Raw genomic sequence first — 12,649 nt, forward strand, 5'->3', positions numbered from 1 at the left:
AGTTTTAAAATGGTTCAATAATCGTCAGGGGCGCGCAGCACCAATACCGCGCTGATAAGGCACCCCACTCCGCAAACGGCCAGTACCAACCCCATCGGCCAGGGTGTGCCGTCAGCGAAAATAGCTACGAGCGCCGAGCCGAAAATGCCCGCGCCGTATTGCAGAGCACCGGCCAGCGCAGAGGCTGAGCCTGCGAACTGCGGCATACAGCCGAGCGCGCCCGATATCGAGTTCGCCAACACCAGCCCCGTAGCTGATACGAATAAAAGGCAGCCGCAGATCATCAGAGGCAGTCCGCCCAGATCGGCCCACGTATTGATGGCGAGCACCAGTCCGGCCACGCAAGAGACCAACCCGCCCACGGTCATCATCGTGTCGCTGGTGTAGCGGTTGAGCAGCTTGGCGTTGATCTGATTGGTGAGCATCAGCCCGACGATCCCAGCGCCAAACAAGGCGCCATACCATTGGGGGGTGACGTGGTGATAGGTGATGTAGGCAAACGGAGAACCGGCGATGTACGCGAATGTTCCGGCGTAAAAGAACCCACCCGCAGCGACATAACCGATGAATTTGCGGTGGCTTAGCAAACTTCCGTAGCGCATCACGACTGCACGGGGTGATGTAAGCGTTCGACGGTGAGCTGGGAGGGTCTCGGGCAGCCACAGCAGACTGGCCAAGGTCGTCAGCGCAACCAGCACCAACGTCCAGAAGATCGCCTGCCAGGACAACCAGTGCAGAATCTGCCCACCCACAGTCGGACCCGCCAATGGGGCAATTGCCATGATGGTCATCAGCGTCGACATCTTCTGCGCAGCACGCTGGCCTTCGTACAGGTCACGCACCATCGCTCGTGCCAGGACGACATTGGCGCACGCTCCCAATGCCTGAATAACTCGCCAGAAGATGATCGTCGAGCCGTCGGCAGCAAGCGCGCAGCCGCTGGAACCAATGATAAACAGCAGCAACCCCAAGGCGACTGGCAGGCGCCGCCCGAAGCGATCACTGAACGGCCCCCAAAACAGCTGGCCCAGACTGAACCCCGCCAGATAACCGCTGACCGTCAGTTCCATCATGCCGCTGGTGGCATGCAGCGACGTCGCCATGACCGGCATCGCGGGCAGGTAGAGATCAGTGGAAATGGAGGCAAACGCCAGTAACGCACTGAGAATCAGCAGAACCCGCAACCCATGCTCAACAGTATTTGTCGATACTTCGGCCAGCGCGACGTCACCACGCGACGCAATCACCTCCAGTTTGCTCACTGTGTGTTCTCTCGGGGGAAAATACGAATGCTTGCCGCGTGGGATCATTCTCCTGGACCCTTGATCTTCAATGCTGGAAAGGGGCAACGCGACGCCATTGTTCGGTGGGGTTACGGTAATCAACCTCGACTGAGACAAGTACCCGCCTAAAGCGGGATGTTCCTGTGAGTATTACTCATCAATCACCCAAGCAGCGTTGACGTTGTTCGGCTGGCTAATTGATGAGCATTGCTCATCGCTTCATGCAGGATTTGTGGGGTAGTTCTGCCGAAGATGTTCCACTAGCGTTTCAGCTCTTCCGTTTAACGAGCAGGAGCTTACCGATGAGAGCACTCGCCACCCTATCTACGCTGGCCGCGACATTGATGGCCACGATGTCTGGCTACGGCGCCGACATTCCCGCCGAGAAAACCATGAACGTGATTCGCAATGGCGAGCAGGCCTCCATCATGGGTGCACCCGGAAATTTTGTGGGTAGCGCCCGAATTGATCCACTGATCGCGGTACGTGCGCCCTCGAAGGTGTCGGCAGGTGCGGTTACCTTTCAGCCCGGCGCGCGCTCGGTGTGGCACACCCATCCCTTGGGGCAGACGTTGGTCGTCACGGCTGGCATGGGCTGGATACAGCAGGAAAACGGCGAGAAAATCGTCATCAAGCCTGGCGATGTGATCTGGACGCCACCCGGCGTCAAACATTGGCATGGCGCGACTGCAACGACCGGGATGAGCCACATTGCGATCCAGGAATCCCTGGATGGCAAGAATGTGGAGTGGCTGGAGCCTGTCACTGAGGCACAGTACGAGGCCTCACGATGAAGTTGGTGAAGCTAGGACTGGCCTCTCTGTCATTGCTGCTGGCAGCGTGCTCCAACCACACGCCCGGCGACTCGGCTCAAACACCTCCTGTTCCAAGCCTGGATGACATGCGTGCCGTGTCTCCAACGCTGGCACACAACACTGAATCGATGCTGCTCGGGGAAGTGTGGAAACGCCCAGGGTTGTCTCCTCGCGACCGCAGTCTGGTTACCCTCGCAGTGCTGATTTCCAAGCAGCAAACCGTCGAATTGGCGTACCACCTGAACCTGGCCCTGGATAACGGCGTCAAGCCTTCGGAAATTTCCGAAGTCATCAACCATCTGGCCTTCTACACCGGTTGGGGCAATGCCACCGCAACCATTCTGGTGACCAAGCAGGTGTTCGCCCATCGCGGCGTCACAGCGGATCAACTCCCCCCCGTATCCCCCCCGCTGCTACCTATCGACCAAACATCAGAGAAAGTGCGCACGACCTTCGTCGACAAGACAGTCGGTCCGGTATCACCGGGTGTGGTGCATTACACCAGCGCTGCTCTCTTTCACGACTTGTGGCTACGACCCGGGCTCGCTCCACGGGATCGAAGCCTCATAACGGTCAGCGCTTTGATCGCCACCGGGCAGGTCGCACAGCTCGGCGCGCACCTCAACCGAGCCATGGACAACGGGCTGACTCAGGGAGAAGCCTCTGAGGTGCTGACACAACTGGCGTTCTACACCGGATGGCCGAATGTGTTTACCGCAGTGCCCGTAGTCAACGATGTATTTGCTGGCCGCAAGAAAACCTGAGGAGCGAAGTTGCATGAGTGAAGAGAAGACATCCGACGCGACGCCTTCGGCCATGAGTCGGCGCAAAGTATTGATGGCGGGAGCAGGACTGGCGGCTGCTCCCTTGCTGAGCGGAGCAGGCGAGTCAGTAGCCCAGGCTTCGGAACCTGCACAACTCAAAGGTCCGTTCAGCGTCCGTGCCTACGGCACGAAAGGGGTCCGGGCGGGCTTTGCACCAATGCAGATCCAGCGCCGGGCCGTGGACCCCAAAGATGTGTTGATCGATATCGAGTACGCAGGCGTCTGCCACTCGGATATCCACATCGCACACAGCGAATGGTCCGAGACACCCTACCCCTGCGTTCCTGGCCATGAAATTGTCGGTAAAGTCTCAGCCATTGGAGCGCAGGTCACCAAATTCCAGGTGGGTGATTATGCAGGCGTCGGGTGCATGGTGGACGCATGCGGCACCTGCGAAAATTGCCTGGCAGACCGCGAACAGAACTGTCTCAAAGGGACGACATTCACCTACGCATCCCCAGACAAGGTGTTGGGAGGGATGACGTATGGCGGCTACTGCGAACGCATCGTGGTGGCCGAGCATTTTGCGATCCGAATGCCTTCGGGCGCCAACCTGGCAGCCATGACGCCACTGCTTTGCGCGGGCGTCACGACCTTCTCACCGATGCAGCACTGGAACCTCAAACCCGGGCAAAAAGTCGCCGTCATCGGCCTGGGAGGATTAGGACATGTTGCAGTGAAACTGGGTGCCGCTCGGCGAGCCGAGGTGACGGTCTTCACCACCACTGCCAGCAAAGTTCAGGACGCCAAGCGCTTGGGTGCGCGTGAGGCGATCTTGTGGAGCGATGAAGCAGCCTTTGATCGACTCGCCAACCACTTCGACCTGATCATTTCCACGGTGCCGCAGGCCTACCCCATGCAGCGCTTCGTCAACCTGCTGAAACTAGATGCGACCTTCGTTAACGTCGGCGCTCTGGATGACCTGCAAGGATTAAGCGGAATGCTCATGGCGTTTGGACGCAAAACATTCGCCGGTTCCCTGATTGGCGGGATCGCCGAAACTCAAGAAGTCATCGATTACTGTGCGGCACGTAACATCTCCGCGGATATCGAATTGATCAAGCCAGACGAGATTGACCAGGCCTATGCACGAGTTATCGATAAGGATGTGCGCTATCGATTCGTCATCGATATAGCCGCCTCGAAACGAGTCTGAGAAAGCCAGCCGCATCGAGGTCTGATGCGGCTACGGCAGGCACTCCCCCATTGGTTTAAGTTCCCTGATCAGGTCGATCAACAGCGTCAGGCCCATCGGGACCTGCCTGTGGCTCGAAAAGTACATGTGGAATCCCGGTGCCACGCTGGCCCAGTCATCGAGCACCCGGATCACCTCCCCGCGCTCCACCAGAGGAGCAATCGCAGGCTCCGGGGCGTACATCAGACCAGCTCCCTGGCGCACCAGCGAAAGCCCGACGCGTGTCTCGTCGATGGTGATGCAGCCCGGAACAGCAATTGCCAACTGCTCACCGTCCTTTTCGAATTCCCAGTCATACATTGCGCCATTCCCCAGGCGAATGCGCAGGCAACGATGTTGCACAAGATCGTTCGGATGCTGCGGCACGCCGAAACGTTTGAGATAGTCCGGACTGCCTGCCACGACCCAACGGATGTCTGGTGACAGACGCTGGGCGATCATGTCTTCGGGCACCGTGCCGCCGTAACGAATACCAGCATCGTGCCCGCCGCCGATGACGTCTACGATCAAGTTGGTGACTGTCAAATCGACTTGCATGTCCGGGTAGCGGTCGTTAAAGACCGGGAGAACCGGGCCCAGCAAGAGATCGGCAGCGTCACTGAGAAGATTAAGACGAATACGCCCGGTAGGCTCATCCCGATAACGATTCAACGCTTCGGCTGCTTGAGCGATTTCGTCCATAGGCTTGCAGATAAAGCCGTGCAACTCCTCGCCTGCCGCCGTCAGCGTGACACTGCGAGTGGTGCGGTTGAGGAGACGAACGCCGAGACGCGTCTCAAGCCCCTTGATGGCATGGCTCAACGCGGACGCACTGATGCCAACCTCCTTGCCCGCCCGGCTGAAGCTCTGGTGCCGGACAATGGCCAGGAAATAAACGAAATCGGCAAAGTTTGCACGGTTAAGATTCATGTTCCATGGTCCGCTAGTGATGGAGAAGGCCCCATTAGCCATCCAAAGTGGCCGCCATTCTACGGGTGATTGAGCCGCCGACTAATGAGTATTAATCAGTATATAAGCATAAATTTCTCATCAATATCCTTAGGGTCGATGTTGCGCGTGTTATGGGCTCACCTTCACGAATCTGCTTAATGCATTGCGAATCACATGACTAGTCAGTGATCGACATAGGTTCTGATTCGCGAATAGCCGTAACGAACGTCCCAACGATTCCTCTCGAGATTCTGTCGAAGATGAGGGCTTGGTATGTCACCTGGCGGCTAACAACCAGATGTGAGGCGATCTAGGGAACTAACCTAGGGATGACCGCTTTGGGTCGATAGCGGCCGGTCGCGACTACCCGCAATCGACCCATTGCCGACCTTCACAAGTGGATATCTCCGGGTAGAACCACGCCAGCAAGCACTGCCAAGCCAGCCATAAGGCTACCGCTCTGGCCGGCTCATTGCTTTTGCACAACCAGTGCATGCGTCAATGCAAACAAGAGAAGCTGGTTTGGAGCCACACTGAGCGCGCAAGATTACAGTGCTAACGCGAGAGGAGCGGATCATCTTCTGGGCATCTTTCAACACAGGAGTGACGATGAAAGAACACAATTATGCTGTCACCATCAAGTGGACAGGCAACACCGGTGAGGGTACTGCCAGCTATACGGCTTATCAGAGAGACTTCACTGTTGAGTCGCCAGGAAAAGCGTCTATCCCTGGTTCCGCCGACCCTGATTTTCGTGGTAATCCCGAATGCTGGAACCCTGAAGACATGCTGCTGGCATCGATCTCGGCCTGCCACAAGCTCTGGTATCTTCATCTCTGTGCCGTTAACAACGTGTGCGTGCTGGAATACGTCGATCACCCGGTGGGCCTTATGATCGAAGGCGATGGCCAGCGCAAGGGCCATTTCAAGGAAGCTGAGCTAAGACCTCAGATCATCATTAGTAGCCAATCAGATAGCGATCTTGCAATGCGCTTGCATGACGATGCTCACCACGAGTGTTTCATTGCCAACTCGGTCAACTTCCCTATCAAATGCAGGGCTGTTATCAACTATCGAGACTAATCCCTCAAGGGCTCTAGCATCGGTATCGGCCCGGACAACTAAATGTCTGCATGGGGTCGTATTGCGACGGTCATACCTCGGCCGTCGCTATACGCTTTCAAACCTCCGTCTGCTCCGCCATTTCCAATGCGTCAGTGATTGCAGCATTGATCATTGTGGGAGCGGGCTTGTCCCGCGAAGAGGCCGGCCCAAAAAATGGAGATGTCTGCCACGGGCTATGCCCGTGTTCGCGGGGCGAGCCCGCTCCCACAGAGACCTTGCCTGGCCTGTTAATGACAGGGCGAGCCAACCAGCATTTCAGAGACCGCCATGGATCGAAAGTGGTCGCACATTGATCTCCTCGGCCAGCACCTTGCGTAGCGACTGATGGTTTAGATCTTATGCAATCCACTGTCTAGAGTAAGTCCTGTATTTGCGCCTTTCGCAGATACTCCCCACCCATGGACTGGAGAAAAGACATGCCGGCTTGTCCTCTACCGACTGACGAAGCGCTGCGCCAGCGTACCCTCGACGAAATGAATGTGCTGGATACACCGGCTGAGCATTACCTCGATACCCTGGTGCGGCTCACTCAGGAAGTGGCGCACGTGGACACTGTGCTGATCAGCCTGATCGATCACGATCGGCAATGGTTCAAGGCCAGGGTTGGGCTGGACGTAAGCGAGACCCCGCGCAATGTGTCGTTTTGCGGCTACGCCATCTTGGGTGACGACACCCTGCTAGTGGAAAACGCCGAGGACGATTCGCGGTTCTCGGATAATCCGCTGGTCGTTGGTGCACCCTATATCCGTTTCTACGCCGGGCACCCCTTGCGTGCTGGCAATGGCAAAGCGATCGGAACCTTATGCATGTTCGACCCTCGCCCACGCCTGCTGAGTGAGGCCGAACAGGCCACCTTCAGAGACTTGGCCACGCTGGCAGAGGGTTATCTGCAACTGCGCAGTCTGACGCAGGCCAACCACGACTTGCGGCTTGAAATGGACCGTGAGCAACGCAAGGCTTTGGTTGATCCGCTGACTCAGCTCTGGAACCGTGGCGCGTTGGTCGCCTTCAAGGATCGTGAACGCCGTTTGGCTACGGAAAAAGGTCTGTGGCTGGGTGCTCTGTATGCAGACCTTGACCACTTCAAGTCTGTAAACGACAAGTACGGTCATGCTGGCGGCGACCAGGTGCTTTGCGAGTGTGCGCGTCGCCTGCGAGCTGCTCTTCGCCCCGATGATTTGCTGGTACGCCAGGGCGGTGAGGAATTCGTCGCATTGCTGCGTGTAAAGGACGGTGACGAGCTTATGCGAATCGCGGAGCGCGTGCGCCAGCTTATCGGCAGCAGACCGATGGAGCTCCTTAGCGGCCCACTGCGGGTGAGCCTCAGTGTGGGGTGTACGCTAGTCGCCGAAAGCGAGCAAATAGAGGATGCATTGCGGCGCGCCGACAGCGCACTTTACGCCGCAAAAAAGGGAGGGCGAGACCAGGTTGTGTATGCACCGCCGACCTTGTGAGCTTCGCCCTCGGTCATCTCTTACCCGATACCTTCCCTTCGTGAATGCAGCTTCGTGTCATGTTTCTGTTCGGCCAGCCAGGCATCTTTCGATTCAGATCGAACGTTGGTTGACGCGAGCCGATAGCTGTTCAGCGCTTTCTTTGCGCTCCGAATAACGGTCTACCAGGAATTCCTTGCGGTCGCGCAGCAGCAAGGTGAACTTCACCAGCTCCTCCATGACATCAACCAGGCGGTCGTAGTACGGCGACGGTTTCATGCGCCCGGCTTCATCGAACTCCAGGTAGGCCTTGGGTACCGACGACTGGTTCGGCACAGTGAACATCCGCATCCAGCGGCCAAGCACCCGCAACTGGTTGACGACGTTGAACGACTGCGAGCCGCCACACACCTGCATCACCGCCAGGGTTTTACCCTGGGTGGGACGAACGGCGCCTAACGCCAGGGGAATCCAGTCGATCTGTGCCTTGAACACCGCAGACATCGCTCCATGGCGCTCCGGCGAGCACCAGACCTGGCCCTCCGACCATTGCACCAGCTCACGCAACGCCTGCACTTTGGGGTGCTCCACCGGCGCATCGTCAGGCAGCGGCAGGCCTGAAGGGTCGAAGGTACGGGTCTCGGCGCCGAAGTGTTCCAGCAGGCGTGCGGCTTCTTCCACCAGCAAGCGACTGAAGGAGCGTTCGCGGGTGGATCCATACAACAGCAGGATGCGTGGTTTGTGCTCGCTGGCAACGGTGGCCGTCGGTGGCAGGTCGAACAACGCGAGGTCGATGTTAGGGAGATGCTCGGACATTGCTGACTCCTGCTTATTGCGTGCCGATACGATCCAGCTCGTGCTTGAGCTGATCACGGTCGAGGCTAGCGAACGGAAGGGCGAAGAAGGCCCGGCAGCGCGATTCGATGTGGGCCAGCGTGGCGTGGAAAGCCGCGTTGACTTGGGCCTCGTCACCCACCACATCCGATGGGTCTTCCAGCCCCCAGTGCGACTTCAGCGCGGGCCCGAAATACACCGGGCAGGCTTCGCCAGCAGCCTTGTCGCAGACGGTAATGACAATGTCCGGTGGGTTGCCCTCGAATGCGTCGTTGCCCTTGCTGCTCAGGCCAGCAGTCGAAATACCGGCTTGCTCCAGGGTGCTCAGGCTACGGGGCAATACCTGCCCCTTGGGGAAGCTGCCCGAACTGATCGCTTCGAAACCTGCCGGAGCGAGGTGGTTGAACAGGGCCTCGGAAAGGATGCTGCGGCAGCTGTTGGCCGTGCACATGAACAGGACTCGCATGGAAGACTCCTCCGCTTCTTGGTGGATCTTAGAGGCTCAGGCGCAGGGCCAGGGCCGAAAGGGTAATCAGCAAAACCGGCAGGGTCAGCATGATCCCGACTCTGAGGTAGTAGCCCCAGGTGATGCGCATGCCTTTGCGCTCCAGCACGTGTAGCCAGAGCAGCGTGGCGAGGCTGCCGATGGGGGTGATTTTCGGGCCGAGGTCACAGCCAATGACGTTGGCGTAGATCATCGCCTCACGCACCAGCCCCTGCGCCTCGCTGGCCTGGATTGACAACGCGCCAACCAGCACGGTGGGCATGTTGTTCATGACCGAGGACAGCAGCGCGGAGATCAACCCTGTGCCAATAGTGGCGCTCCACAGTCCCTGTTCGGCCAGCCGGTCGAGCAGGTGGGTGAGCGTGTCCGTGAGGCCGGCGTTCTTCAGCCCGTACACCACCAGGTACATGCCGAGGGAGAAGATCACCACCTGCCACGGCGCTTCCCGCAGCACTCGGCGGGTTGAGATGCGGTGGCCGCGAGCGGCAACGGCGAAGAGAATTGCTGCACAGACGGCAGCCACCGCACTGATGGGGATACCCATAGGCTCCAGTGCGAACAGGCCTGTCAGCAACCCCACCAGTACCCACCAACCGACTTTGAAGGTGGCGGGGTCATGAATCGCCTCGCTCGGTTCCTTCAGCGCATCGAGCGCGTAATGTTTCGGGATATCACGGCGGAAAAACAGCAAAAGGACCAGCAGGGTGGCCGCCACGCTGGCGATATTCACCGGCACCATCACCGACGCGTATTCAGCGAAACCCAGGCCGAAGTAATCGACCGACACAATGTTGACCAGGTTGGAGACCACCAGCGGCAGGCTTGCGGTGTCGGCAATAAAGCCCGCGGCCATGACAAAGGCGAGTGTCGCAGCAGGCGAGAAACGTAGCGCGAGCAGCATCGACATGACGATGGGGGTCAGGATCAGCGCCGCACCATCGTTTGCAAACAGCGCCGATACCGCGGCGCCGAGCAGCACGCAAAAGGCGAACAGGCGGTAGCCGCTGCCGTTCGCCCAGCGTGCCACGTGCAGCGCGGCCCACTCAAAGAACCCGGCCTCGTCCAACAGCAAGCTGATGATGATGACCGCGATGAAGGTCGCGGTGGCATTCCAGACGATGGCCCACACGGTTGGAATGTCTTGCAGCGAAACGGCGCCGACAATCAACGCGATAATGGCACCTAGCGCAGCACTCCATCCGACGCCCAGGCCCTTGGGCTGCCAGATAACCAGAACGAGTGTGAAAACAAAGACGGCAATTGCGACCAGCATGAGAAATCTCGCTTGGTGAAAATTAGCAGCAGGCGAGATCACGGACGGGGCGGCCGTCCATGTTCTTCAGCCGAAGGGAGTTGTCTGCCAGCCACTGCGAGTTGGCCAGCAAGGTCACCTGCAACATGTCGTGCACCCACGCAGGCAGATCCGGGTTGAGGCGGTAATACACCCATTGCCCCTGACGACGGTCCAGCAGCATGCCACTGCTGCGCAGTTGTGCGAGGTGGCGGCTGATCTTGGGTTGGCTATCGTCCAGTGCGCACATCAGTTCACAGACGCACAGCTCTCCCAGGCTGAAGATCAGCAGGGTGGCGCGAGCGCGGGTCTCATCAGACAGGCTCTTGAAGACATCAGGTGGAGAGATCATGGCGGCACCAAGATATATGGAAAATCGAATATACGTATTTCCATATGTTTCGTGCAAGCACGTCTGCGCAATAAACGGCTATCTGGAGCCGGTCAGGTATTGGGTCACTGCCTGTGCGAGGCTAATGGTAAAGGCAGCCAGCTGACCTCATGGTTTCACGGAGCGCTATTCAACAGCGCCCCCAGCACGCCGCTGCCGAGCACGACCAACCACGCTGGTAGCTTCCAGAACAGCAGGGCGATCAGTGCAATCAACGCCAGGCCAAAGTCTTGTGGAGCGTGAATTGCACGCGTCCAGACCGGTTGATAGAGCGCGGCGAGCAATAAACCTACGACAGCAGCATTGATGCCCTGCAGGGCCGCTTGAGTACGTGCATTGCGGCGTAAATGCTCCCAAAACGGCAAGGCGCCGGCCACCAGAAAAAATGAAGGCGCGAAAATCGCCAGTAGGCAGATCAGCCCTCCTGACCAGGCATTGGGCGCCTGGTTCATAGAGGCGCCAAGAAAGGCCGCGAAGGTGAATAGTGGCCCCGGAACAGCCTGCGCGGCCCCATAGCCAGCCAGGAAGGCATCGTTATCGACCCAGCCAGAAGGCACAACTTCCGCCTGCAACAACGGCAGCACTACATGCCCGCCACCGAAAACCAGCGATCCGGCGCGGTAGAAGGCATCGATCATCGACACTAACGGGGATGTATGCCAACCCGCCAGGATCGGCAAACCCAACAGCAACGCAAAGAACAGGCAAAGCCAGAAAACACCGACGCCACGCCGAATGCCAATGGGCAGTGGCTCATGAGCGCCACATGACTGCGGTTTGAACAGCAACAGCCCCGTTGCTGCGGCCATAACAATGACCCCGACTTGCGCCAAGGCCGAGGGGAACAGCAGCATGAAGCAGGTCGCCACTGCCATGAGCGTGATACGAGGCGCATCCGGACACAGGCTGCGCGCCATACCCCACACCGCCTGAGCGACGACCGCCACGGCCACAACTTTCAAACCGTGCAGTGCGCCAGCAGGCAGGGCGTCGCCATGGTTGGCGATACCCTGCGCGAAGAGTATCAGTGCGACCGCGGAAGGTAATGTGAACCCCACCCATGCAGCCAGTGCGCCGCCGTAGCCTGCACGCGCCAGCCCAACCGCGATGCCAACCTGACTACTGGCGGGGCCCGGTAGAAACTGGCAAAGGGCGACCAAATCGGCATAGCAGCGCTCGCTTAGCCACTGTCGACGTACCACGAATTCATCCCGGAAATAGCCGAGGTGGGCGATTGGGCCGCCGAAGGATGTCAGCCCCAGGCGCAAAAAAATCAGGAACACTGCCCAGGCGCTGCGGCTGGTCTGGAGGGAAACGGACATGCTCATGGGCTCACCATTGGATGCGGCCGTCCGCCGCCCGACTTGCACGTTACAGCTTCTGCCATTCGGCTGAGACTATCAATCGGGTACGTGATGCGGCACCTCATGTTTTACGCCTGTAGTTGTTTTCACGAGCAATAAGCATTCTGTCGGGATGCCAGAACTTAAATGCTTGCCTCAGGTCAGAATGCGACGCTGTATATCCCCGCGCCTTTGGAGCCGAATAAATTGAGAAAACCCTTGGTTGCTGTCTTTGCTTGTGCACTGGCACTTGGGCTGACGGCATTCTTGCCTGCCGATATCTCCCCAATCAGTTCAGCCTATGCCAAAGGTGGTGGCGGTGGCGGTCATGGCGGAGGTAACGGCGGTGGGCACGGAGGAGGCAAGGGCGGACATAGCGGAAATGGTAAAGGCCTCGCAAGCGATCACGCTGGAAAGGCGACACGCGATCATGGCGTAAGCGGCAATCGGTACGGCAGCTCGCGCAACAGCGACAACGGTCATGGAACCACCACCTCGGGTATCGCTCACTCCAAGGATACTCGCGGTTTGTCCAAATCCACGGCCATCTCTGGCACGACTCCAGGCGATCATAATGCAAAAGGTCTCAGCAACGCTGTCGGCTCATCTTCAAAGAATGATCGATGATTTGAAAGCCTTTATGCGGTACCCGCTTTAGTGTGCAGAAAGCCCAGCGTGTG

The 12,649-nt window shown here is 58.5% G+C and carries 13 protein-coding genes; 6 read left to right on the forward strand and 7 right to left on the reverse strand.

Annotated elements, in window-relative coordinates; translation table 11 throughout:
• Positions 1-14: 14 nt before the first annotated feature.
• Positions 15-1,262, reverse strand: a complete 1,248-nt coding sequence (locus tag E8E68_RS01480) for a multidrug effflux MFS transporter (protein WP_266030821.1) — start codon at positions 1,260-1,262, stop codon at positions 15-17.
• 323 nt (positions 1,263-1,585) lie between these two features.
• On the opposite strand from E8E68_RS01480, the gene E8E68_RS01485 reads away from it, so the two are divergent.
• From E8E68_RS01485 to E8E68_RS01495, 3 genes are all read left to right on the forward strand, one after another.
• Positions 1,586-2,077, forward strand: coding sequence for a cupin domain-containing protein (locus E8E68_RS01485; protein ID WP_259135871.1), 492 nt, complete (start codon positions 1,586-1,588; stop codon positions 2,075-2,077).
• Positions 2,074-2,862, forward strand: coding sequence for a carboxymuconolactone decarboxylase family protein (locus tag E8E68_RS01490; protein WP_266030819.1), 789 nt, complete (start codon positions 2,074-2,076; stop codon positions 2,860-2,862). Before E8E68_RS01485 ends, E8E68_RS01490 begins: the two co-directional genes overlap by 4 nt.
• 217 nt (positions 2,863-3,079) lie before the next feature.
• Positions 3,080-4,078 carry an NAD(P)-dependent alcohol dehydrogenase gene (locus E8E68_RS01495; protein ID WP_280339374.1) on the forward strand — a complete coding sequence of 333 codons (999 nt, stop codon included), beginning with the start codon at positions 3,080-3,082 and terminating at the stop codon, positions 4,076-4,078.
• 30 nt (positions 4,079-4,108) lie between these two features.
• Here the strand turns inward: E8E68_RS01495 and E8E68_RS01500 are convergent, their stop codons facing one another.
• The gene (locus E8E68_RS01500) at positions 4,109-5,026 is read right to left on the reverse strand and encodes a LysR family transcriptional regulator (RefSeq protein ID WP_259135869.1); all 918 of its coding nucleotides are present in this window, start codon (positions 5,024-5,026) and stop codon (positions 4,109-4,111) included.
• Positions 5,027-5,656: 630 nt separating this feature from the next.
• Between E8E68_RS01500 and E8E68_RS01505 the strand changes: the two genes are divergently transcribed.
• The gene (locus E8E68_RS01505; RefSeq protein ID WP_280339318.1) at positions 5,657-6,130 is read left to right on the forward strand and encodes an OsmC family protein; all 474 of its coding nucleotides are present in this window, start codon (positions 5,657-5,659) and stop codon (positions 6,128-6,130) included.
• A gap of 458 nt (positions 6,131-6,588) precedes the next feature.
• A complete protein-coding gene (locus E8E68_RS01510) occupies positions 6,589-7,626 on the forward strand; it encodes a sensor domain-containing diguanylate cyclase (protein WP_266030815.1) in 1,038 nt (345 codons plus the stop codon).
• A gap of 93 nt (positions 7,627-7,719) precedes the next feature.
• On the opposite strand, the gene arsH is transcribed toward E8E68_RS01510, so the two are convergent.
• The 5 genes from arsH to chrA form a co-directional block, all read right to left on the reverse strand.
• Positions 7,720-8,421 carry an arsenical resistance protein ArsH gene (gene arsH / locus E8E68_RS01515; protein WP_110747509.1) on the reverse strand — a complete coding sequence of 234 codons (702 nt, stop codon included), beginning with the start codon at positions 8,419-8,421 and terminating at the stop codon, positions 7,720-7,722.
• A gap of 13 nt (positions 8,422-8,434) precedes the next feature.
• Positions 8,435-8,905, reverse strand: coding sequence for an arsenate reductase ArsC (locus E8E68_RS01520; protein ID WP_110747506.1), 471 nt, complete (start codon positions 8,903-8,905; stop codon positions 8,435-8,437).
• Between the two features lie 28 nt (positions 8,906-8,933).
• On the reverse strand, positions 8,934-10,217 hold the full coding sequence (locus E8E68_RS01525) for an arsenic transporter (protein WP_266030809.1): 1,284 nt from the start codon (positions 10,215-10,217) through the stop codon (positions 8,934-8,936).
• Between the two features lie 22 nt (positions 10,218-10,239).
• Positions 10,240-10,587, reverse strand: a complete 348-nt coding sequence (locus E8E68_RS01530) for a metalloregulator ArsR/SmtB family transcription factor (RefSeq protein ID WP_266030807.1) — start codon at positions 10,585-10,587, stop codon at positions 10,240-10,242.
• A gap of 155 nt (positions 10,588-10,742) precedes the next feature.
• The gene (chrA, locus tag E8E68_RS01535; RefSeq protein WP_280339376.1) at positions 10,743-11,948 is read right to left on the reverse strand and encodes a chromate efflux transporter; all 1,206 of its coding nucleotides are present in this window, start codon (positions 11,946-11,948) and stop codon (positions 10,743-10,745) included.
• Between the two features lie 228 nt (positions 11,949-12,176).
• Here chrA and E8E68_RS01540 point away from each other — a divergent pair, with 228 nt between their 5' ends.
• Complete coding sequence (locus E8E68_RS01540) at positions 12,177-12,596, forward strand: hypothetical protein (RefSeq protein ID WP_280339378.1); 420 nt, start codon at positions 12,177-12,179, stop codon at positions 12,594-12,596.
• Positions 12,597-12,649: the final 53 nt, after the last annotated feature.

This window comes from Pseudomonas sp. BN607 (assembly GCF_029871175.1).
Taxonomy (GTDB): Bacteria; Pseudomonadota; Gammaproteobacteria; order Pseudomonadales; family Pseudomonadaceae; genus Aquipseudomonas.